The organism is Cytobacillus citreus (assembly GCF_018343665.1).
In the GTDB taxonomy this organism is placed as follows: Bacteria; Bacillota; Bacilli; order Bacillales; family Cytobacillaceae; genus Cytobacillus; species Cytobacillus citreus.
The window spans coordinates 1-23,633 of record NZ_JAGYPM010000006.1 but is presented as its reverse complement, the minus strand read 5'-3'; the positions used below and the strand labels follow the sequence as shown (position 1 = coordinate 23,633).

Genomic DNA, 23,633 nt, shown 5'->3' with positions numbered 1-23,633 from the left:
ATAATTGTATATTTAATGTTTAAATTTGGGTTTCCTACATGAAACTAGTCTGCTTTGGAAATATAATGATTATGAATCCTTCTAAACGATCATTCGTGCAAGAAAATTTTTAAAAAAGGAAAGGGGCTATCTCATGAAAAAAATTGAAGTAGGCGAAATCTTTACAAATGACCAGGGCGAGGAAATTGAAGTGCTTGCAGTGGTAAATATGGAAGGGACAGAATACGTTGCAGTCGGCTTTGTGGAGGATCTTCAAGAAGAAATCGAGGAAGACATTGATATTTTCTTTTTAAAGGTCAATCAAGATGGAGACTTCACAGCCATTGAAAGCGACGAGGAATTCGACAGAGTTTCTTCAGCTTTTGATGAAATAATGCAAGAAGACTAATACTTTATAGGACAAAAAAGGAATATGAAAACCTTGCTAATGCAAGGTTTTTTTGTTGTTCAGCAATCGTGCACCATTCTTTAATAAGAAGGCGTCTTTATTGATAGATTGTTTAAGAAGGAATAGTTAATAATTTATCGAATATTGAACTATTAGGGAGTTTACTTAAAGAAGAGATAAACGAATATTGATGAAATGATTGAGGGGGAGAAAATGGTTGAATGAAGAAATAAAAAGTTCTAATTTAGGAAAAGTCATAGCAGTTAGTTTAAGTGATAAACATACATTTAGTAAAGAAAATCGACAAAGTATAAAATTAGTTAAAGGATTAGGTGTTGAAGGGGATGCACACTATGGTTCTACTGTTAAACATCGTTCGAGAGTTGCACAAAACCCGAATCAGCCGAATCTAAGACAAGTCCATTTAATTCACAGTGAGTTATTTGAAGAGTTAAAAAACCTTTTTACTATAGAACCTGGACAAATGGGTGAAAATATTACAACTATCGGAATAAATCTTCTTGAATTACCTACTGACACGATATTGTATATTGGTAAAAATGCAATTGTAAAAATAACAGGCTTAAGAAATCCTTGTGCTCAAATAGATAATTTTAAACCTGGTCTTTTGAAGGCGGTTTTAGATAACGATGATAATGGTAATCTAATAAGGAAAGCTGGAATAATGGGGATAATTTTGCAGAGTGGGGAAGTAAAACCTGGTGATTGCATTCATGTTGAATTACCACCAAAACCATTTAAAAAACTTGATCGTGTTTAAGCTAACGGGTGCGATACTTCAATAATGAAGATCGCTTTTTCTTGTTCAACTTAATGGCAGGTTAGTTTAGCAAGTCGTGAGTTCAGGAATTATAAATGGAAATTAAGAAAAATTATATATTATTTGTAAGAAATTTCTATATAATAGATGTAGGAAGGAGCACTACAGTGTCTTTGGTGCTCTATTTTTATTAGATTAAAAGATGGAGGCGAAACATTGCATGTCCAATGATAATGAAGTTTTGTTAGATAATGGAAAACGAAATGATTTAAAAGTGAAGGAAGAAAGGAAAGAGGGAGAACCGACTTCAGCCTTCAAAGGGGCTTCTTGGACAGCGCTATTAGTAGGTGTTGCGTCTTATCTTATAGGTTTGTTTAACGCAAATATGCAATTGAACGAAAAAGGATATTACTTTGCAGTTTTAGTATTCGGACTTTATTCGGCGATATCTTTACAAAAAGCAGTTAGAGATAAAGATGAGGGAATACCCGTTACTAATATTTATTATGGTATTAGTTGGTTCGCACTTATTGTATCTATTTCATTAATGGCCATCGGTTTATACAATGCAGGAAGTATTGTTTTAAGCGAAAAAGGATTTTATGGTATGGCATTTGTTCTTAGTTTATTTGCAGCTATAACAGTTCAAAAGAATATAAGAGATACACAGAGGGCAAGAGAAAAAGATTGAGTTAATGCATTTTTATCCCGCATTAACGGGCAGTAGACCCCCACCTCAAGATTGAGAGAGAAGCGAGGAAGATAAGTGGGGGACAACTGCCCGTAAAAGCCCGATGGGTTAAACTAACCATCAGTGGGGGATGGGAAAAACCCCCACTGATGGAAGTTTCACTTTATCGAAAACTGAAATTTAATAACTTCAATAAATATTAAGGACACTTGGTATTTTGAACAAAGGACAGTAGATTTTATATCTTGTCTTATTCGACAAAACGGGAGCGATTGCTAAATAAGAGCGGTCGCTTTTTTACTAACGAAGCAGTATAGTGGAATTACAAAAATCAGGGGAGAGATAGTTTGGAAATAAAAAATAATTTATGGTCATTTTATTTAATATGGATTTGTATAGGAGTATCCGTCTATTCGTTATTTTCCAATATTAATAATACTTGGTTAATTGCTCCGCCAAACTATATTCTTTTGTTAGTAAGTGTAATTGCCTTCATTTTAGGGATAAAAGGCTTTAAAGACAAAAGGAACTGGTGGACAAAATTAAGAAGTTGGTTAACGGTGATATTGTCATTATTATTATCAATTATCTTATTGTTAGCTGTACTATTAACGTTACTAGGCTCTTATTTCGGAGCGAATTCTCACCTAGAAACAATAAGTTCTCCAGATGGAAAATATACGATTGATTTCTATCGTTGGGATGCTGGTGCAGCGGGTTCATTTGGAATTAGAGGAGAGTTAAATGGACCATTTTGGTTCAAGAAAAGGATTTATTACGAAAAAAGAACGGAAAATGTAGAGATTGAATGGGAAAACAATAATACAGTGTCAATAAATAATCACATCTTCAATTTAGATGAAGGGGACACTTATGGATATCAGTATTAACGTTGAGAGGTTGATATGTGAAACTATCTACTCAAAGTAATGGGTGCAAGAGTTAAAGAAGCAGCCACTATTAAGTGGTTTTTGCTTTTTAAGCTGAAGAGCAGTTTACTTGAATAAGGATTATTGTAACTGGCTGTGCATTAATTCTAAAATTTTTAGGTTGCTTCGGCAGCTTTTTTTCTTATTAAAAAGCGTATAAATAGACCGCATTTCTATGAAATTTAGTAAAAAGTGGTCTATTACTAATAATTTAGGACAAACTTACTCTCAAATTATCTTTTCCTAATAATAAAACGATCTCTTCCCCAAGTTTTCTAATTCCTTCTTCAATTTTTTTATCTTCAACCTGGGAAACACTCAAACGGATAACATTTTCCTTTTTATATAAGGGTAGATACATACCGGTCGCATCTTGGATAAGAACATTCTTTTTCTTAAGGCCATTTACGAGATGAGCTGCCTTAATATTGGAGGGCAACTGAATGGTTGAATAAAATCCAGATTCGGCACCAGTATATGAAACATTTCTTGGAAGATATTTATGAAAAGCCTGTTTAAGAATTTTCCCTTTTTTACTATAAATTTTTCTAAGGCCTTGTATATGTGCGTTATACATGCCGCTTTGCAGATAAATTTCCAAGGCTCCTTGAGTTATAACAGGGGTATGAACATCTGCTGCAAATTTTGCTTGGGTAAAAGATCCTAAAAGCGAATCTGGCAGTACTACTGCCCCGAGCCGTAAGCCTGGCAATAAGACTTTCGAAAAACTTTTTGTGTATATTACTCTCCCTGAAGGATCATATGCAAACATAGGATCAGCCTTTTTCCTTGTATCTAGATCTCCCATATAATCATCCTCAATAATATATACATTGTACTTTTGTGCCAGCTCCACGATTTTCTTCTTTTCCTTATTCGTATAACTATATCCCGTAGGATTCTGGAATCTTGAAACGGTATAGAAAAATTTAATTTTCCTTTGTTTAAAAATCTTTTCTAATTCTGTAAGGCTAATTCCATCCTTTGTCATTTCTATTCCGATTGCATTCAATCCACGGGAGCGAATGGAATCAATAAAACTAAAATGGGTTGGTTGCTCAACACAGATTTCCTCTTTCCCATTTGGAAAGGGCAGAGATATTAGAATATCTAGTGCCTGCTGTGAGCCAGAGACTACACCAATCCTATCTGGTGATGCAAAAACTTGAAGTTCCTGTAGTTGCTTTGAAAGCTGAAGACGGAGTGACGTTAGACCAAGAGGTTCTGAGTATTGAAACATCTCTTCTTTATACAGATCGATTGCCTGATTCATACAATGCTGATAATCACGATAAGGCATATTCCATCTGTCAGGTCCTGCGGATGAAAAATCAATTAATTCTTCAGTTAGATTAGGTTCCACATTACGGGTACCTACAAGAAAATATCCACTTTTAGGAACCGAATAGATTTTGTGTTCTTTTTCCATTTCACTGTAGGCTTTTACAATCGTGTTTATACTGCAACCAAAGGTTTTTGAAAGTGCTCGGATTGAAGGTAACTTTTCGCCAGGCTTAAGATGTCCATCCGATTTTTGACCAAGTATATAATTTATTATTTCTTCATACTTTCTCTCCATAAGTAACCCTCACATTATATCTGTATAGGTACAGATGACAATTTTATCATCTTCCATAAAATAAAAGTTCCATATAGTATAAATTAACAGAAGAGTAAATTCTCTTCATCAATAAAGGAGGCTAAGAAAATGTACAAATATAAAAATGGTTCAACAAAAAAGCTCTTTAACTTAGCAGCATTCTTTTTAATTCCAATGATTTTGGTTTTTACATGTCTATCAACAGTAACTGAAGCAAAAGTGCAAAAAACAATGAAACTAGAAAATGAAGGGTTGTTTAATGGTAAAGAAGGAACAATGGTTCTTAAGAATTTAAAAAATGATAGCCTATATGTATATAACAGTGAAAGAAGCACAAAAAGGTTTACACCAGAATCAACATTTAAAGTACCTAATTCTTTAATAGGGTTAGAAACTAGTGCTTTAAGAGACGAGTATGAAGTAAAACGTTGGGATGGTGTTGTAAGGGAATTTGAAAGTTGGAATCGTGATCATTCATTAGCTTCAGCGATGGGGGAGTCAGCTATATGGTTTTATCAGGATATGGCAAGGGATATAGGTGAAATGAAGATGCTGGAATATATGAACCAAATGGGGTATGGAAACGGAGATATATCAGGGGGAATTGATAGATTCTGGCTCGATAGTACATTAAAGATTTCAGCAGTGGAACAAGTTGATTTCTTGGAAGACCTTGTAGAAGAAGAGCTCCCTTTTAAAGAAAAAAACCAAAAAGTTGTAAAACGAATGATGATACAAGATGAACAAGACAATTATACGCTTCATGGGAAAACAGGAACAAGGCTTTCGGATATGGGATTAGGATGGTACATAGGATATATCGAAACAGATAAAGAAACCTGGGTATTTGCAGTAAATCTTAATGGATCTGGAACAGAAGCAAAAAATATTACAATCGAAGTATTAAAGAAAATGCATATTATGAACTAGATCTAGTAGTCAAAAGTATTTTTTTTATAAAAGTTATTTAGAAATAAGGTGAATTTATGAAAGAGTACTTTTATACAAAGGTTTTAGCCAGTTTGGTTGGAATAGTAATGACTATTTTGGCAATTATTTTTGGTTCATTAGCTTTAATTGGTATAGGATTATCAAACGAATGGAGTAGTGAGAACAGTACTTCTACCACTCAATACTCCTCTGTTTTTCCTATCTTTGTCATGATATTTTCTATTGGTCTCATTACATTCATTGGCTCGTTTAGACTTAAAAATAAAACATGGAGCATTATCTATATTGGATTAATTGTACTTATTGGGATTTGTTTTATAATCACGTTTTTTGTAGTTTTGGGGGCAATAGGATTAAAAATTGAAATTTTTATTTTATTTATTGGATTTCTATATATATGTTTAGGGTATATGGCATATAAAAAAAGATAGAAATAATATTGAAATTATCCTTATATGTTAAGGTCACCTTTATCAAAAAGCAGTATGGATAACCCAATAATTAACAGTCAATTTAGCTCATAAAAACGTTGGGGGATTTCATCTCCAGGCGTTTTTTTTATCGTATTTAATTTTTGTTCTTCAAATAAAGCTCTTCGTTAGTGCCTTGAGATACTATAAAAGTTTTTTAGCTCTTAATAAATCCTTTAATATTTCGCTTGAGTCTAGTGTAGCAACTTCTCCAAAGAACATATTAAAAGTAATCACATCCCCTTTTGGTGAATATTTTACGGATGATGCGTTCAAGTCATCATATTCATCTGTTTTGAATCGAAGTTCCCATCCTCCTTCATTAAAAGGAATAAAATCTCCGTTCTTCCACTTTACGAGCCAATACTGATTAGTTGCCATTTTGTATTTTAAATCTTGCAAAAGTGCTTGAATCTCCTGAGCATTTTCCGTTAATAATGTTTCTACCCCATCTATCGTTACATACACTTCTTTAACTTGTTCAAATTCTTTATCCTGCCATGGCCTTTCCTTTTCAAAAAGAATATGTCGGACATCATCATCAACATAATTCCAATCTAAAAATAAGAAAATACCACAAATTATAACTGAAATAATAATAAAAGTTTTCTTCATATCCCATCCCCCGAATTAAGAATATTTTCTTAACAAAAATGTATGTCAACGAAGGTTAGCTCCTAGTTAGTCTAAGTATAGCCATTCACAATCTATAAATTCGTTTTAACATAAATTTTCCAGTTCCCTTCAAAACGCTTGATATATAAGCCCTCTTATTTTTTTCTGCAGAAATAAATATTTTTTTATTGAACTAGCGTAAACATTTAGTCTAAGAAACAATAAAGAAACCTTATATTGACACAAGTGTGACTGATAAACTAAAGTAGACAGTTTCTGCTAGATAAGAATGAACACTTATTTTCCAGTGGGGGTGTTGGGTTTTCATTTGGGGATGGCCTATGGACGATCCTCCAATGGAAAATGGTCCCTTCTCTCCCGATTATTAAAAATAGTTCTCTGACACTGTATGATAAATGATAGAATCTTGAAATTTACATCAGTGTGGAGGAGTAAAAGGTGGATAAGTGGCAAATGTATATGGAAATTCATCAGTTGTTAAAGAGAGGCTTTAGTAAGGCTAAAATTGCAAAGAAATTAGGTGTTTCTAGAACGACGGTTTATCGTTATTTAGAAAGGTCTCCTGGGGAAATGAGTGAGTGGGTTGTTCAACAACAAAGCAGGAAGAAAAAGCTAGATACTCACAAGGGAAAGATACTCTCATGGTTGTATAATTATCCTGATATGACGGCTGCACAAGTTTTTGATTGGTTACAAGAAAAACGGCAAGTAACAGATATTGCCGAGAGCACAGTCAGAGCATATGTAAGGGAATTGCGTAAAGAATATAATATTTCTAAAGAAGCTAGCCCCCGAGAATATGAGGCAGTTCCTGACCCACCAATGGGAGAGCAAATACAAGTAGATTTTGGACAAACCGTCCAGCGTACAGAGAGTGGCAAGGAAGTAAAACTTCGTTTTATAGCATTTGTCCTTTCTCATTCAAGGTACAAGTACAAAGAGTGGCTTGATAGACCTTTCACTACTACTGACGTTATACGAGCTCACGAAAATGCGTTTCAATACTTTGGAGGTATTCCTAGTGAACTAGTATACGACCAAGATGCACTCATCGTTGTTAGTGAAAATGGAGGGGATTTAATTCTTACCAGAGAGTTTCAAGCATACAGAGAAGAACGTAAATTAACGATTTGGGTATGTAGAAAAGCAGATCCAGAAAGTAAAGGCAAAATAGAAAATGTAGTTGGTTATGTAAAAGATAACTTTGCCAAACACCGTATCTATCGTGGTATCGATAAGTGGAACGAAGAAGGAATGGCATGGCTTAAGCGTACAGGGAACTATAAGATTCATAATACAACAAAAAAGAGACCAGTCGATGTGTTTCTCCTCGAAAAGCAACACTTACGACCCATCTCTGAATCTACCAATAGATTCCCTATCGATAGTAAAAACCAATTCGACTCTAGTATAACAAGAACCGTTCGAAAGGACAATACGATTCGGTATAACTCTAATCGCTATTCCGTACCTCTCGGAACATTTGGAAAGTACCCACAAGTAGCAATTTCTGAGACAGACGACGGTTATTTAGTAATCTGCGATCCTGAAACTGGGGAATTAGTGGCCAAGCATAGTGTTTCTCAAGAAAAAGGTAAACTGATTCAAGACAGGCAACATACTCGAGATCGAACAAAAGGAATAGACGTATATATTCAAACAGTCGCAGAACAATTTGATAATCTCGATATCGCACTTTCCTTTCTAGAGTCAGTAAAAAATGCATACCCACGTTACATTAGGGATCAGCTTCAACTCATATCTAGAGAGATAAAGAAGTACGAAAATACCTTATTAAATGAAGCACTTAAAGAATGTGTGAATCAGAAACTATTTTGTGCAACAGATTTTATCGATATGGTTCGGTACCTAGACCGTCAACGACAAGTGAACAGTACAGCACCTACTGATAATGATGAAACAATAAAAACACTCCATGGCTTTCATGAATCGAAAATGTTAACGAAGCCGGGAACACGAGGAATGGATGGATATGTTTCAGTATTGGCTGGTGAAATACGGTGAGCCAGCTATACCAGGTACAACAGTTATTAAAAACATTGCGTTTAACGGAAACATCCAATGAAATATCTAAACTAATCAAAGCAGCAGAAACAAACGAAGATTCTTATACTACTTTTCTTTTAGAAATATTAACGTATGAGCAAAAACGTCGGGAAGAAAAACAAATAGAAAAACGCCTTAAATGGGCTACGTTTCCGTATCATAAAACACTGAATGACTTTAATCTAGGTGAACAGGAATCATTAAGTAAAAAGCAACTTAATCAACTTAAAGAGTTAACTTGGATTGAACAATTATTTAATATCATATTACTTGGACCGCCAGGTGCGGGGAAAACCCACCTGGCAATTGGGTTAGGTATAGAGGCAATAAAACAAGGTTTTAAAGTTGTATTTACTTCAATGGGAGAGTTGATACACACATTAAAAACAGAAGAAATTACTCGTAAATCACAGACAAGGATGAAAAGGATTCGAAGTTCAGACTTAGTTGTGATAGATGATCTGATGTTTATGGCGATGGATCAGCGCGAAGCGAATCTGTTTTTCCATCTTATTAACGACTTATATAACAACGCTTCGATCATTCTTACTTCAAATAAGTCACCTAGTGATTGGGGAGAGTTAATGGGTGATGCAAGTATTACCACTGCCATTTTGGATAGAATCATTCATCGAGCAGAAGTTATTCACTTAAATAATGATAGCTACCGAATGAAGCACCGAACTTCCATTTTTGGAAGTGAAAGTGTTCAAAATTAATTAGCAAAATGTGTTCAATTTTACTTGACGGTCACAACAAGCGTCTAATAAGGAAAGGAGGAGTGCTTTTGAGAATAAAAAAATGTATATTTACTGCAATAATTTGTGTTTTTTTTATATTTGTTCTTTCTGGTTGTAACAATAGCAGTTCTGAAAATTCATCAGCAGATTGGTCTGCTTCATTTGTTGTTTGGGACGGTTATATTTATCATTTAACTGATGAATATGTAGATGAAATAGATGGAGAAATTGGAGAAGTAACAAAGTATTCAGATATAGAGGGCACATACTCTGGAAACTTCTCTAATGTATATGAAAAAGGTACAAAATACTTCGCTATAAAAGGAATAAATACTGAAGAAGCAATAGCTATTCAAGAAGAGGGTGGGAAATATAGAAAAGTAATAAGGGAGGGAAAATATGGCGAGAAGTAATTTTACTGTTAAGCTAAAGGCTGACCAGAAATATTTGGCGATACCTAATCTATGGGAGCATATTTTTAACACAAAATAATTTTTCGGAAAAATCCTGTTATATATTTACATATTTCAAATTAAAATATACAATACAGTTAAATAAATTTAACCGGTTAAAAAGGAGAATGTATAATGAATCAAAAACCAATATTAATTATTGAAACATACGACCAATTAAAAGCGATAAGTGATCCTCTTAGAACAAAAATGCTAATTTTTTTAGTAGAACAACCTCATACCGGACATATGCTTGCAAATGAATTAAATCTTTCTAGAGCTAAAATCCTTTATCATCTAAGGGAATTAGAAAAACACGGGATAATAAAGCTGGTGAAAAAAGAAGAAAGGGGAGGAAATATCCTAAAATATTATCAAGCAGTGGCAAGAGGCTTTATTCCAGCTGATCATTTACTTAATTACGTCGAATCAAAAGAGGCAACTAGACAATCATTTTTAGAGGTCATAAACAGAGCTAAAACAAGAGTGTTAACAGCTCCCGAGGAGTCATTTGAATTAAACTCATCTAATGTAGAAGAATGGTTAAATATGTCTATCCAAAAAGAATTCTCTTTAAGTAAAGAAAAATTTTTAAAGTTTACTCGTCAATATAGAAATTTATTAGATTCACTATTAGATGATGATTCTGATGATGAAGATAAACAGCTTTATTACATAATGACAACAGCCTTCCAGATAGAGGAACCACTATTTAACAAAAACAACAAATAGTTAATGGGGGAATCTAATTGGAAAACCAACAAGTGTTAGATGCATCTAATCACAAGTTTAATTTTGTAGAATTGTTAAGAAATCGATCATTTATTCTCTTATGGTTATCTAGCACAGCATCTTTTCTGTCATTATCCACATATTTATTTGCAGAACAGTGGTATATCATTACCGAATTGAATAAAGAAGCTTCACTTGGAATTGTAATGATGGCAACTATGATTCCAAGAGTCCTTTTTATGATTATTGGTGGTGTTTGGGCTGATAGATTAAAAAAGTCACAAATTATGTTTATTTCAAGCTTGATAAGATTCTTAATAGTACTTATCATGATTTTCTTCCTTGGAATGAGTTGGTTAGAAATTTGGCCATTGGTAGGTTTTGCATTAATATTTGGTATCCTTGATGCCTTCTTCTCTCCCGCTAACACATCATTACTTCCAATTTTGGTTCCAAAAGAAGGGCTGATACGAGCCAATTCATTGATACAGAGTTCAAATCAAATAGCAATGGTTTCCGGTCCAATGATTGGAGGGTTAATTCTTGCAGTAGGATCTTTTATCCATTTGTTTTTATTCGTAGCACTTTTACTCTTTATGACTTTTCTTTTCTCTCTATTTATAAACGAAAAAGAAAATATAAAACTAAAAAATAAGTCAACCATCTCAGAGCTAAAAGAAGGAATTACATATGTAAGAAGTATGCAATCTCTAAAAAGTATGTTAATAATTCTGGTTATTATCAATTTTTTATTCTTTGGTCCTTTATTAATGGGTATTCCTCTTGTTGTAGATAAGGTAATTCAGGGAAGTGCTTTAGATTTGAGCTTCCTTCAAAGCTCATACCAAGTTGGTATGCTTGCAGGAGCATTAATGATAGGAGTATTAACGATTAAGAAAAAAAAGGGGTTAGCTATACTATTAATGATAAGTACATTAGGTATACTACTTACGTTTCTAGGGCAAATAGAAAAAATCTGGCAGGGAGTGCTTTTATTAATTCTAATGGGTTCTCTTTCATCTTTTATTAATGTGATGTTAGTAACTTCTATACAAGAAAAAAGTCAGAAAGATAAAATTGGAAGGGTTATGAGTCTTGTAAGTGCCTTCTCTAATGGGCTGGTTCCTTTATCTTATGCCTTCGTTTCTATAGCTCTGGTTTTTAATTTTGGTATATCGCATATAATGATGATCTGTGGTATAGGAATTACTATAATATCTTTTGTATTTCTTGCAAAATCGAATGTTATTAAAGAAGAAATATAGTACCTGAAATTTTATATTAAGCTATATGGGGTTTTGATCTGCTGCTTTTTTGTTAGATTAAAGTGACGGCATTTCTGTAATAAATGATATGAGTTTTGTATTTCCAGCTAGGTTTGTGCTTAAACAATAGGGGGCTTTCTTTCAAGAAAGAATAGTCCCATCTTATTAACTACAGAAGCAGGTTGAATAACAATTCCATTACCATATGAATAATATTGAGATTATCTTATGTACATGGTAAAGCCCCAAATGAAGAAAATGATTATTTAAAGTCTAAATCAATCTTTCAGGAAGTGAGCAAATGAAAAAAGAAAAGCTAATTAAAAAATATGATAAACAGGTAAAAATGTATGAAAATAATCTTGCTAATCAAAAGCTTGCTGGATTGAGAAATAAAATAATAAAAAACGCATACGGAAAAGTCTTAGAGGTCGGAGTTGGAGCTGGAGCGAACTTTCCTTATTATGATAGGAATAATGTTGAAATAACAGGAGTTGATTTTAGCTCAGAGATGATTAAGAGTGCCAAAAGGGCAGCATCAATTTTTCAAGTGAAAGCAGAGTTTATACAGGAAGATATTGATGAGTTGATTTTAGAACACAACTCTTTTGACTGTATCGTATCAACCCTTTCACTTTGCAGTTATCCTGAACCAATTGTAACATTAAGTAAATTTAATAGTTGGTGCCGTAAGGATGGGATCATATTGTTAATGGAACATGGTCTGAGCTCTAATCCATTGCTATCCTTTACTCAAAAAATGATTGACCCACTATATGCTAAAATATCTGGGTGTCATTGTAACAGAAATATCGATAAGATAATTGAAAAATCTAATCTTCAGGTCGATCATATCGAACGTTATTGGTCAGATATCATCTATTTAATACGTGCAAGACCCTCTAAGTAACAGTTCGATTCTAATTAAGCGAATGGGGGCGATACTTCAAAAGCGAAGGATTGTTTTTTGTTTTTGAAGTAACGGTGTAGGACCTTATAAACGGCTTGTTGAAAATAATAGGAATAACTAATTATGGAGGGTGTCAATATGCAAAAAGTGATTCCTGCATTCCGCATTACTGATTATACAAGGAGTAAGGCGTTTTATGTGGAAGGAATGGGCTTTCAAATCGACTGGGAGCATCGGTTTGAACCTCATTTTCCTGTTTTTGTTCAAATCACTAAGGATGATTTGACTATTTATTTAACTGAACATACTGGAGACTGCCAGGTTGGTGGATTAAATCACTTATTTGTTCCTAATGTTGATAACTGGTACAACGAATTAAAGAGTAAAAAAGATATCAGTATTACTGAGCCTCCAAATGAAGATCTTGAAGGGCTTCGCATGATGACAGTCGTAGACCCTGACGGAAATCAATTACGCATTTGTACTCGTTTATAAACAATCTGATTGGACTAAGGGGGGGCCAACAGGCTTAATTAATGAGGTCAACGAATTCATTTCTTTCATGTTGACTAACGGAACCTGCTGCGGGCGGTTAGATGCTCAAGTATTAGCTAAAGCTAAGGAATGGCACGAGCCGTTGGCAGTACCTTTCTTTCTACTACAACTCTAGTTCGGATAAATTCTAAATGAAGAAGATCAATCAGCTACTAAACTTAAATATATGAAAGAAAGCTCAGGAGAATACTTTTCATCGTAGAGAATATATACATAATAGGGATCTAACTATGCATTTTCTGGTAAAGGGGGAAATCTCATGAATAAATTAGTAAATGACAATCTGTATGAAACGAGAAATAACTTACTAAAGGAGATTACTATATTAAGTGATGCTCAATTTAATAGTAAGCCTGATATGAATATGTGGAGTATAGCACAAGTTTGCCATCATTTAGTTTTAGTGGAAGAGGCATCAATAAAGGCCATTGCATGGGGATTAAAAGAGATTGATAGTACTCAAAAAGAACGTAAAAACGTTCAACTTATATATTTGGATAGAACGAAAAAGATTAAAGCTCCAAAAATCGTAGAACCAGATGTAGAACCATTTGAAGTTCAGCAAATAATTGATTTGTTAAACGATTCGAGAAAAAAATTGATGACTTTTCTTAGCACTATAGAAGATAAATCCATATTGGCGGAAAAATCAGTGAAGCATCCTGCTTTAGGTGAATTACTTCTTGATCAATGGATTGACCTGATATATTTTCATGAACAGCGGCACATAGAACAAATAAAAGAGATAAAATTACTTTTAGATAACTTGCTGATTTAATGGTGCCATTAACAACATACGATTAACTTAATTACTGGATTCCCGATCACTCAATAACCCTGGCACACACTCGGATTAGGCGGTCATCTACAATGGTCCGGTAAAACTAGTGTCAATCATATTTAAGTAACGAGTGAGGGATTTTTTGTAAAAAAGGAACTTTATTCCCAATTATACGTATATCCTTCTAACGGTAGCTTTATTAAAGTAGGGAGGGTTGGGTTTGTTTCGCCTAAGTCTACATACATTTCTTTTCGGGTTAATAGATAATAAGACATACGTAACATGCATGAGCGACTACAATACCAGTACGTTTTTTGCCTTTTCGTGAGGCAGTACGGCCTATACAGTGCATGGATCCTCTTACTGAATGAGCTGCTTCTGTTAACGCTGACCTTCTTTTCCTTGAAGTTGCCCACCTATCTTAATAAAATCTAATTTCTCTGAATAACACCTGAGAGTTTCCTCTAAAAATACGACAATTTGAGAATGAAAAAATATTATAAAACTAGTTGAGTTAATAGTATAGCCGTTGGAAAACGGCTATGTGTATTTGACTATAATTAAAATAGTAATTGTAGTGAGGATGTTTTAATAAGGTAAAGAGGTCAATCTCTGTTGGTGATTGACCTCTTAGTGTTTATGTTTATTTTTATACATCACAATATGTGGACCAATAGGAGGATAATCAAAGGTTTCACCATGTACTTTAAAACCTAATTTATTATAGTATTCTTGTACTGTGGTTCTTGCTTTGCACCATAATAGGTCAAACCCCTGTTCTTTTATCAAATTTTCGGCAAAGGTAACAAGTAATCTCCCTGTTCCTAATTTCCTAAACTCTTCAAGGGTTACCATTCCCCGCAAGAGATATTGCTTTCTAATAGTAAAATCAGGATTCTTTTCAACGCAAAAGGAAGCAATACTGATTAGCCTTCCTTGATAAAATGATCCACACTATCTTCATGATCTGTATCATATTTGCAGTCCTCAACTGTCAGGTGAAGACGTAAAACACTACATTTAAGGCTGTAGGTCATTTCTGGCTTGATTTTTCTAACCCTACCATGTTTTTACTCCAATCCTTTGTAATGAAACTAAATAAAATAATAATAATGAATAATTCTCTTACTGTTCTAGAAATCCTGCGCTAGATAAATATTTTTAGAGGAAATGGATAGTAAAGTTCATAATCTTCAATAACCATCTTACTGTCCCATAGTATCGAAAGTAGCCCGAAGAGAAAGGAGGAATAAACAATGTCTTATCCATTCGATTGCATTACCAACTTTATTTTCGTGGAAACCGAAATTGCTCCAGCAGATGTAATTTTAGTTCCTGGTGCTAACCATCCTCAGCTTATGGAAAAAGCTGCTTTCTTGTATAAACAAGGATTAGCACCGTGCATACTTCCATCTGGGGGATATAATCCATATGCTGGAACGACTGAATGGGATTACTTACAAAAGATTGGCATTGCAAATGGAGTGTCTGAAGAAGCAATATTAAAGGAAGATAAAGCGCAAAATACTTTTGAAAATGCACGTTTTTCATTGGAAGTTCTACGAAAAATGGGAATACAACCTAGAAAAGTTATAATTGTCTGTAAAGCAGGACATGCCCGTCGAGCATTACTATCTTATCAAGCGGAATTCCCAAAAGAAACGGAGTTCTTCGTTTCGCCCGTAATCGATAGGTATGGAATAACCAAGGAAAACTGGTTTTTATCTGAGGTTGGAATAAGTCGTATTATGACTGAAGTGGAGAAAATCGGTAAATACTTTGGTCGCCATATTCCAAATTGGATTAATTAAACTAGGATTTTGTCTATGATATCAGTAATTGGTGCAAGAATTTAAGACATGCCTACCGTTTTTGGTGCATTTTCATGTCCAATTAGCAGAGCAGTTAAGCTAAGGGAGGAAAATCCTTTTATAATGAAGAAATTATTAAAGTATGTAGAAAAATCACTGGGTAGCTTATTAGGTTCATTTAAATATAAAAAGGCCGTCATAAGGACGGTCTTTTTATATAGGTACAGAATCCTATAGAATATTAATTCCAATGAAAGTAAAATTTTGTAACCTTTATTGTGGCTTAAACGATTAATAAATGAATACTTAATTGAGGGGGGAAAAGTTAGTACCTCAAGCTGCAAGCACTGGTCTTTGGGATATAATGCTTCCAATAAAAACAAAGGATGCTTTGTAAGTGTCATCTTCATCTGCCTGATAAAAGAAACCGGCTATTCACAATCGTGCCGTTTATATAGAAATGCGTCTTTTTCGTGTATTGGCCAGATTGTTGAGGAAAACTCCCAAATAAAATCGTATTTTTAAGGAGATCTGAGATTGTGAAGTTTGAAGTGAAACAGACCTCTATCTATTAAAATCTTTCTAATAATCTCAATAAAATGTTTAATTTCATTTCCAATCATCTCTTCTTTATCCAATTTTAACATCTATTTAATTAAGGATTTACACTTTTTAACTATTCTTATAAAGATACTAGATTTATAAGGAGTGGAGAGGATGAAAAGGAAAAAGTTTTTAGCCGTAGCGATGGCTGCACTTATGGTGTGTTCAACCCAGCCCGCTTTGGCTGATAATGAGTCGGACAGCTTTGGTCCAAAGACGTTTGACCTTCAGGCACATCGCGGGGGAATGGGGCTAACTGTTGAGTCGACCATTGCATCGTTCTCCCATGCGCTTGAAATGGGTGTAAGCACACTAGAGCTTGACGTACAAATTACGGAGGATCATCAGGCAGTTGTTACGCATGATCGAAAAATCTCAGGTAGAAACTGTAAGGATACGCGTCCGGCATTTACTGGAGATCCAGAGTTTCCCTACGTGGGTAAGTTTGTAAAGGACCTCACAGTTGCTCAGATCCGTACGATGGATTGTGGCACAATTACCAAGCCTGAGTACCCAGAGCAGCAATCGAGCCCAGGTGCTAAAATGCCGTTGCTAAGTGAGGTTCTTGACCTTGTGAAGCACTATAAGGCAAAAAAAGTGTGGCTGAATATTGAGACGAAGGTAGAGGCTGCTGCACCATGGGAGACTGCTCCACGTGAAGAGTTCGTGCAAATCGTTACATGCGAGATTCGCGAGGCGGGAATGCTTGACCGCGTTTCTATTCAAAGCTTCGACTGGGGCACGCTTATGCGTATAAAAGAGGTAGAGCCGAGTTTACCTATCGTGGCACTAACCAATGGTCCGCAATTCTTAGAGCCAGGGCAACCAGGAGCTTCACCATGGTTGGGTGGAATCGATATCGATGATTTTGATGGAGACCTTGTAGCAGCAGCCAAATCGTTTGGTGCGGATGCAATCTCTCCTGTTCATGGTTTCCCGCAAAATGGAAAAATCACTGACGATAACTACATAAGTTATGTAACAAAGGACATGGTGGAGGATGCACACAAGGCTGGTATGAAGGTCATTCCCTGGACAATCGACGATATGCCAACGATGAATAAGCTTATTGACGACGGAGTCGACGGAATCATTACCAACTATCCTGACCGTCTACGTGAGGTCATGGAGGTCCGTGGATTCAAGTTACCTAAGGACTATAAGGCACCGAAGAGTGAGAAGATTTACTAATTATTAAATTAATAATAATTTAATTTAAAGCTATTTTTAGTAAAGGACTATCTATTGTAGCTTTAAAATAAAGTTTAATAACCTTAAATAAAGTTCAATAATTAATAAAAAGATTGCTAATTTTTAATAAAGTCCTGTATTAATTTAAACAGGACTTTTTTTAGTTTCTTGTTGATGTTGTAAGACTTCAGTCTGTTATTCAACTACTATGAAAATTAACTTCTGTAGTTAGGGAAAAATGGAATACTAAATAAGAAGAAGCTCATTCATTTTTTTTAAAAAGATCGCCTGATTCGTAAACTATTAAAAAGCTAGTTTAGACTAGATCAAGATGCTTCGGCTTCTGGCAACGAAACAATGTAGACTAGGTTTTCAAGTCTTCGAAGTGAATGTCGGGCTTTGTGTAAAAAAGCACTACAAACAGCTTTGAAAATATAACTGTTTGCAATGCTTCTTTTTCTGTCTAATATCTCAATGAAACCTTCACGATCTCATCGCCAAACTTTACTTCAATGTGTTGTTCGGAATCATCTTGCATTCCAAAGCTAATGTTGTGAACAAGGACATTTTCTTTAATTAGTCCTTCAAAAAATTGAATTTTTTCTCTAATTTCATCTGTGGCTGAAATATGGATCGATATATACTTCTCGACAGGTAAATCTCTTTTTTTCCGAGTATCTTGAATTGATCTAATTAATTCTCTAACTTGACCTTCCTCCACTAGTTGAGGTGTGAGTTTTACATCTAATAGCACCTTTAACTGCTGATCGCCAGTCATCTCAAAGCCAGTCGCGACTACATATTCCACATTTATATGCTCTTTCAGTAATGTTACCGTTTGCCCCTCTACAATTATTTCTAGTTGGCCATCATCTAGTAACGCTCGTTTCTCGGCATCCTGTATATTATCGACATATTGTTTGACTGCGTTTATTTGTTTACCGAATACAGCACCGGCTGTTTTGAAATTCAATTTAAAGACAGTCGATTCATATTGTGATAAATCTTCTGTATAAACTACATTTTTAACATTTAGCTCGTTTTTAATGATATCTGTATAGTCGTGTAAAAGCTGTTTGCCTTCTTTACGCCATACAATCATTTGCTGTAAAGGCTGCTTAACCCTCATGTTTTTGGCATTGCGAATGCTGCGTCCAAGCTCCACTATTTTTTGGATCGTTTGCATGTCTGCTTCTAAATCAGGTTTGATCATGGAAGCATTTGCTTTTGGATAGTCTTGTAAGTGTACGCTATCTTGATGAAGCTTCAAATGAATATCTTCTGATACAAATGGTACAAACGGAGCTAACAAGCGGCTTATTGTACTAAGTGCTTCAAATAGCGTTGAATAAGCGGCTCGTTTATCTTCTGTAAGCCCAGATGCCCAAAAACGATTTCTTGATCGTCGAACATACCAATTGCTCAATTCATCAACTAATACTGCCATTTCGCGTGTTGCTTGGGTAAATTGATAACGTTCCATATAGTCATTAACGAGTTTGACTGTACTATGCAGGCGAGAAAGAATCCACTCATCTAAGATTGTTCTCTGACCTGTTTGCTGCCCGTCATATACATAGCCATCTATTTTCGCATACATGGCATAAAACTTATACGTATTATCTAATGTGTCAATCAATTTTGATTTTGCATCCTGCACAATCTTTTTTGAAAACCGTTTCGGATTCCACGGTGAGCTATCGACTAAGAAGGACCAGCGAAGAGCATCTGCACCGTATTCCTTCATAAGTTCAATAGGATCCAATGCATTTCCTTTACTTTTAGACATTTTCTGACCATGTTCATCAAGTACATGTCCGAGTGATAAGACGTTTTTATACGGTGCTTTTCCTGAGAATAGTGTGGAAACAGCGAGTAGGCTGTAGAAAAATCCTCTCGTCTGGTCAATTCCTTCAATGACGACATCTGCAGGGAATTGTGTAGCGAATTTTTCTTTGTTTTCAAATGGATAGTGATGCTGTGCAAATGGCATCGAGCCACTATCAAACCAAACATCAATAACTTCAGGCGTTCGTTGCATAGTACCTTCACACTTCGGACAGGTACATAGTACTTCGTCAATATATGGCTTATGCAGTTCGATATCGTTTAATACCGGCTTTGCCGCTAGTTTTTGTAATTCCTCGATACTGCTAGGTGCCTCTTCGTGATCACATTCAGAACAAACCCAAACATTTAAAGGTGTACCCCAGTATCGATTTCTGCTTATATTCCAATCAACGAGATTTTCAAGGAAGTGACCAAATCGTCCATCTTTAATATGCTCTGGGTACCAAGTAACAGTTGCATTGTTCTCAAGCATTTTCTCCTTTAAAGACGACATCCTGATAAACCAGCTATCCGTTGCGTAGTAAAGTAACGGAGAGTCACATCTCCAACAATGTGGGTAGCTGTGCTCATATTTTTCTTTATGATAAAGCGTGCCTTGTTCAGAAAGCATTTTAATAATATCAACGTCACAGTCCTTCACAAATCTACCTGAAAGCTCTACTACGTCAGCGGTATAACGTCCTTGTTGATCGACAACATTGATAAAGGAAAAATTATTTTGCTGAACGGTTTTATAATCATCTTCACCGTAAGCCGGAGCAATGTGAACAATCCCTGTTCCGCTGTCTTCTGTGACATAGTCTGCTAAAACGACCTGGTGTCCTTTCTCAACAGTTACATAATTAAATGGTGGGGCATAACGGACTCCTTCAAATTCAATACCACTATGTTCACTTAACACGATAACATGATCACCAAGGACTTTTTCTACTAATGATTTAGCAACGATGTAAACCACATTCTCTTTTTGGGCACGCACATACGTTAAGGTTGGATTCATGGCGAGTGCAACATTTGCAGGCAATGTCCAAGGTGTTGTTGTCCAGCCTAAGAAATATTCTTCGTCTGCATCAAGACGCTTGAATTTTACAGTAGCCGATAAATCTTTTACATCCTTATAGCCTTGGGCAACCTCGTGCGAGCTTAAAGAAGTTTGACAGCTAGGGCAATATGGTGATACGCGATGCCCTTTATACAAGAGGCCATCTTTGTGAACTTTACTTAAAATGTTCCATACAGTCTCGATGTATTCATTGCTTAAAGTCATATAAGGACTGTCCATATCTACCCAATAACCTAATTCTTCTGTAAATGAACGCCACTTTTTCTCGTAGGTAAATACGCTTTCCTTACATTTATTGATAAAAGACTCGATGCCATACCGTTCAATCTCATGCTTTCCTGATATGCCCAGTTGTTTTTCAACACCAAGCTCCACCGGAAGACCATGTGTATCCCAACCAGCCTTTCTTTCTACTTGGAAGCCTTGCATTGTTTTATACCGAGCTACCACATCTTTAATCGTTCGCCCAAACGCATGACCTACATGGGGCAGACCATTTGCTGTTGGTGGTCCTTCATAAAAAACAAAAGGTGTCTTGCCTTCTCTTGATTGAACAGACTGTCTAAATGTGTTTTCTTCTGTCCAATAGTGACGGACATGTTCTTCACGCTGAGTAACAGTTTCCTTACTTTCATTCATATTCATAGATATCGCTCCTATACAAAAATGTTTAAAAACACACAAAAAACCCCGTCCCAAGTAAAGGGACGGGGTTAACCGCGATACCACCCTAATTCTATTGATCCGATCAATAGCACTTAGCAACGTACAATCATACGTGTTCCTTGTAACGGTAGACGCCCGATTAGACTTACTATAAGATTCAGTCTAACTTCTCAGAGAGGATTTTCACGTAACACTCGAACACTGACTTGCACCAAAATGTCAGCTCTCTGTGGATCAAGACGAAACGCTACTTTTTCTCATCAACGAATTTGTATGCTTTTATTGGGATTTATTGTAACAGACGATTAAATAGCTGTCAAATAGTTCTGGAATTAAGATTTAAGGGATTAAAACAGCACCTTTGAGGTGGTTCTTTTCTCATTATTAATAAATCTTAATAAGTATAAGGAAGAAACTGATATTTTTTCAGTTCTTCATTAGAATAAATTTCCCTTGCTTATCTGTGACATATGGAACTATATTTACAATGGGAATCACTTCGGAAATATTCTATATCGGTTTCCTGTAACCCCCGTGCTTTTTATTACAGCATCAGTGACTCATTATGAAGATACCTATTCAATATATCTATATATTTATATGAAAATAAAAAAACGATAATATTTTTAGCCAGGGTGTTGCTTTTTTAAAAAAATAATAGTAATATAATAATCCTCAGCTAATAGATAAATAGTAAATGAAAAGTTTTTTATAAATTTATCTTTTAGTTGTTGACAATGTCTAGTATACTTTGATAAGATATAATCCTGTTGTTAATACAGCGGAAATTATTTTAAAAAAGTATTTGACACTTTGAGATTGAGATGGTATATTGATATTCCGCCTCAAAAAATAGTTCTTTGAAAACTAAACAAAGCAGAAACGTCAACGTTAATTCTATTATTATATTAAGAGCTAATCTTACTCTTTATTGGAGAGTTTGATCCTGGCTCAGGACGAACGCTGGCGGCGTGCCTAATACATGCAAGTCGAGCGGACTTGTGAGAGCTTGCTCTCGCAAGTTAGCGGCGGACGGGTGAGTAACACGTGGGCAACCTGCCTGTAAGACTGGGATAACTTCGGGAAACCGGAGCTAATACCGGATAATTCTTTTCTACACATGTAGGAAAGCTGAAAGATGGCTTCGGCTATCACTTACAGATGGGCCCGCGGCGCATTAGCTAGTTGGTGAGGTAACGGCTCACCAAGGCAACGATGCGTAGCCGACCTGAGAGGGTGATCGGCCACACTGGGACTGAGACACGGCCCAGACTCCTACGGGAGGCAGCAGTAGGGAATCTTCCGCAATGGACGAAAGTCTGACGGAGCAACGCCGCGTGAGTGATGAAGGTTTTCGGATCGTAAAACTCTGTTGTTAGGGAAGAACAAGTACCGTTCGAATAGGGCGGTACCTTGACGGTACCTAACCAGAAAGCCACGGCTAACTACGTGCCAGCAGCCGCGGTAATACGTAGGTGGCAAGCGTTGTCCGGAATTATTGGGCGTAAAGCGCGCGCAGGTGGTTCCTTAAGTCTGATGTGAAAGCCCACGGCTCAACCGTGGAGGGTCATTGGAAACTGGGGAACTTGAGTGCAGAAGAGGAAAGTGGAATTCCACGTGTAGCGGTGAAATGCGTAGAGATGTGGAGGAACACCAGTGGCGAAGGCGACTTTCTGGTCTGTAACTGACACTGAGGCGCGAAAGCGTGGGGAGCGAACAGGATTAGATACCCTGGTAGTCCACGCCGTAAACGATGAGTGCTAAGTGTTAGGGGGTTTCCGCCCCTTAGTGCTGCAGCTAACGCATTAAGCACTCCGCCTGGGGAGTACGGCCGCAAGGCTGAAACTCAAAGGAATTGACGGGGGCCCGCACAAGCGGTGGAGCATGTGGTTTAATTCGAAGCAACGCGAAGAACCTTACCAGGTCTTGACATCCTCTGCCAACCCTAGAGATAGGGCGTTCCCCTTCGGGGGACAGAGTGACAGGTGGTGCATGGTTGTCGTCAGCTCGTGTCGTGAGATGTTGGGTTAAGTCCCGCAACGAGCGCAACCCTTGATCTTAGTTGCCAGCATTCAGTTGGGCACTCTAAGGTGACTGCCGGTGACAAACCGGAGGAAGGTGGGGATGACGTCAAATCATCATGCCCCTTATGACCTGGGCTACACACGTGCTACAATGGATGGTACAAAGGGCTGCGAGACCGCGAGGTTAAGCGAATCCCATAAAACCATTCTCAGTTCGGATTGCAGGCTGCAACTCGCCTGCATGAAGCCGGAATCGCTAGTAATCGCGGATCAGCATGCCGCGGTGAATACGTTCCCGGGCCTTGTACACACCGCCCGTCACACCACGAGAGTTTGTAACACCCGAAGTCGGTGGGGTAACCGTAAGGAGCCAGCCGCCTAAGGTGGGACAGATGATTGGGGTGAAGTCGTAACAAGGTAGCCGTATCGGAAGGTGCGGCTGGATCACCTCCTTTCTAAGGATATATAGAAGTATT

The 23,633-nt window shown here is 36.3% G+C and carries 20 protein-coding genes, 1 rRNA gene and 1 other annotated feature; of the genes, 17 read left to right on the top strand and 4 right to left on the bottom strand.

The genetic code is table 11. From position 1 onward, the window contains the following. The first annotated feature begins 133 nt into the window (after positions 1-133). The 4 genes from KHA94_RS21720 (at position 134) to KHA94_RS21705 (ending at position 2,750) form a co-directional block, all read left to right on the top strand. Positions 134-388 (top strand): DUF1292 domain-containing protein, encoded by a 255-nt coding sequence (locus KHA94_RS21720; protein ID WP_213104211.1) that lies wholly within the window; start codon positions 134-136, stop codon positions 386-388. A 217-nt stretch (positions 389-605) separates the two neighbouring features. Next, on the top strand, positions 606-1,169 hold the full coding sequence (locus KHA94_RS21715) for an MOSC domain-containing protein (protein ID WP_213104210.1): 564 nt from the start codon (positions 606-608) through the stop codon (positions 1,167-1,169). Between the two features lie 220 nt (positions 1,170-1,389). Further along, positions 1,390-1,860 carry an inner membrane protein YiaA gene (gene yiaA, locus KHA94_RS21710; RefSeq protein ID WP_213104209.1) on the top strand — a complete coding sequence of 157 codons (471 nt, stop codon included), beginning with the start codon at positions 1,390-1,392 and terminating at the stop codon, positions 1,858-1,860. Positions 1,861-2,207: 347 nt separating this feature from the next. Continuing rightward, on the top strand, positions 2,208-2,750 hold the full coding sequence (locus tag KHA94_RS21705) for a DUF5412 family protein (protein ID WP_213104208.1): 543 nt from the start codon (positions 2,208-2,210) through the stop codon (positions 2,748-2,750). A gap of 250 nt (positions 2,751-3,000) precedes the next feature. Here KHA94_RS21705 and KHA94_RS21700 read toward each other — a convergent pair whose 3' ends face one another. Further along, positions 3,001-4,368 (bottom strand): aminotransferase-like domain-containing protein, encoded by a 1,368-nt coding sequence (locus KHA94_RS21700; protein ID WP_213104207.1) that lies wholly within the window; start codon positions 4,366-4,368, stop codon positions 3,001-3,003. A gap of 195 nt (positions 4,369-4,563) precedes the next feature. Between KHA94_RS21700 and blaOXA the strand changes: the two genes are divergently transcribed. Together blaOXA and KHA94_RS21690 are read left to right on the top strand one after the other, a co-directional pair. Further along, complete coding sequence (blaOXA, locus tag KHA94_RS21695; RefSeq protein ID WP_213104331.1) at positions 4,564-5,319, top strand: class D beta-lactamase; 756 nt, start codon at positions 4,564-4,566, stop codon at positions 5,317-5,319. Positions 5,320-5,375: 56 nt separating this feature from the next. Beyond that, positions 5,376-5,771, top strand: coding sequence for a hypothetical protein (locus KHA94_RS21690; protein ID WP_213104206.1), 396 nt, complete (start codon positions 5,376-5,378; stop codon positions 5,769-5,771). 183 nt (positions 5,772-5,954) lie between these two features. On the opposite strand, the gene KHA94_RS21685 is transcribed toward KHA94_RS21690, so the two are convergent. After that, on the bottom strand, positions 5,955-6,425 hold the full coding sequence (locus KHA94_RS21685; RefSeq protein ID WP_057776912.1) for a hypothetical protein: 471 nt from the start codon (positions 6,423-6,425) through the stop codon (positions 5,955-5,957). A 459-nt stretch (positions 6,426-6,884) separates the two neighbouring features. On the opposite strand from KHA94_RS21685, the gene istA reads away from it, so the two are divergent. The 8 genes from istA to KHA94_RS21645 all read left to right on the top strand — a co-directional run bounded on the left by istA (position 6,885) and on the right by KHA94_RS21645 (position 13,945). Beyond that, positions 6,885-8,471, top strand: a complete 1,587-nt coding sequence (gene istA / locus KHA94_RS21680; RefSeq protein ID WP_213101846.1) for an IS21 family transposase — start codon at positions 6,885-6,887, stop codon at positions 8,469-8,471. Beyond that, a complete protein-coding gene (gene istB, locus KHA94_RS21675) occupies positions 8,468-9,232 on the top strand; it encodes an IS21-like element helper ATPase IstB (RefSeq protein WP_213101845.1) in 765 nt (254 codons plus the stop codon). The genes istA and istB overlap by 4 nt, the downstream gene beginning before the upstream one ends. A gap of 68 nt (positions 9,233-9,300) precedes the next feature. After that, positions 9,301-9,666 carry a hypothetical protein gene (locus tag KHA94_RS21670; protein WP_249365678.1) on the top strand — a complete coding sequence of 122 codons (366 nt, stop codon included), beginning with the start codon at positions 9,301-9,303 and terminating at the stop codon, positions 9,664-9,666. 174 nt (positions 9,667-9,840) lie between these two features. Further along, positions 9,841-10,437, top strand: coding sequence for an ArsR/SmtB family transcription factor (locus tag KHA94_RS21665; RefSeq protein WP_213104205.1), 597 nt, complete (start codon positions 9,841-9,843; stop codon positions 10,435-10,437). A gap of 17 nt (positions 10,438-10,454) precedes the next feature. Then, on the top strand, positions 10,455-11,702 hold the full coding sequence (locus KHA94_RS21660; protein ID WP_213104204.1) for an MFS transporter: 1,248 nt from the start codon (positions 10,455-10,457) through the stop codon (positions 11,700-11,702). Positions 11,703-12,003: 301 nt separating this feature from the next. Next, entirely contained in the window at positions 12,004-12,612 is a 609-nt protein-coding gene (locus KHA94_RS21655; protein ID WP_213104203.1) for a class I SAM-dependent methyltransferase, read from the top strand. A gap of 138 nt (positions 12,613-12,750) precedes the next feature. Continuing rightward, positions 12,751-13,107 (top strand): glyoxalase superfamily protein, encoded by a 357-nt coding sequence (locus tag KHA94_RS21650; protein WP_213104202.1) that lies wholly within the window; start codon positions 12,751-12,753, stop codon positions 13,105-13,107. 319 nt (positions 13,108-13,426) lie between these two features. Further along, complete coding sequence (locus KHA94_RS21645; protein WP_213104201.1) at positions 13,427-13,945, top strand: DinB family protein; 519 nt, start codon at positions 13,427-13,429, stop codon at positions 13,943-13,945. A 633-nt stretch (positions 13,946-14,578) separates the two neighbouring features. Here KHA94_RS21645 and KHA94_RS26080 read toward each other — a convergent pair. Continuing rightward, complete coding sequence (locus KHA94_RS26080; protein WP_338030853.1) at positions 14,579-14,812, bottom strand: GNAT family N-acetyltransferase; 234 nt, start codon at positions 14,810-14,812, stop codon at positions 14,579-14,581. Between the two features lie 392 nt (positions 14,813-15,204). On the opposite strand from KHA94_RS26080, the gene KHA94_RS21635 reads away from it, so the two are divergent. Both KHA94_RS21635 and KHA94_RS21630 read left to right on the top strand, forming a co-directional pair. Further along, positions 15,205-15,759: a YdcF family protein gene (locus KHA94_RS21635; protein WP_213104200.1), complete on the top strand. Its 555-nt coding sequence runs from the start codon at positions 15,205-15,207 to the stop codon at positions 15,757-15,759. 717 nt (positions 15,760-16,476) lie between these two features. Continuing rightward, a complete protein-coding gene (locus tag KHA94_RS21630) occupies positions 16,477-17,553 on the top strand; it encodes a glycerophosphodiester phosphodiesterase (protein WP_213104199.1) in 1,077 nt (358 codons plus the stop codon). A 463-nt stretch (positions 17,554-18,016) separates the two neighbouring features. On the opposite strand, the gene ileS is transcribed toward KHA94_RS21630, so the two are convergent. Further along, positions 18,017-21,112, bottom strand: a complete 3,096-nt coding sequence (gene ileS, locus KHA94_RS21625) for an isoleucine--tRNA ligase (RefSeq protein ID WP_213104198.1) — start codon at positions 21,110-21,112, stop codon at positions 18,017-18,019. A 55-nt stretch (positions 21,113-21,167) separates the two neighbouring features. Continuing rightward, positions 21,168-21,406, bottom strand: a binding site (T-box leader). A 655-nt stretch (positions 21,407-22,061) separates the two neighbouring features. Between ileS and KHA94_RS21620 the strand changes: the two genes are divergently transcribed. Beyond that, positions 22,062-23,612: ribosomal RNA gene (locus KHA94_RS21620) — 16S ribosomal RNA — on the top strand. Positions 23,613-23,633 lie beyond the last annotated feature (21 nt).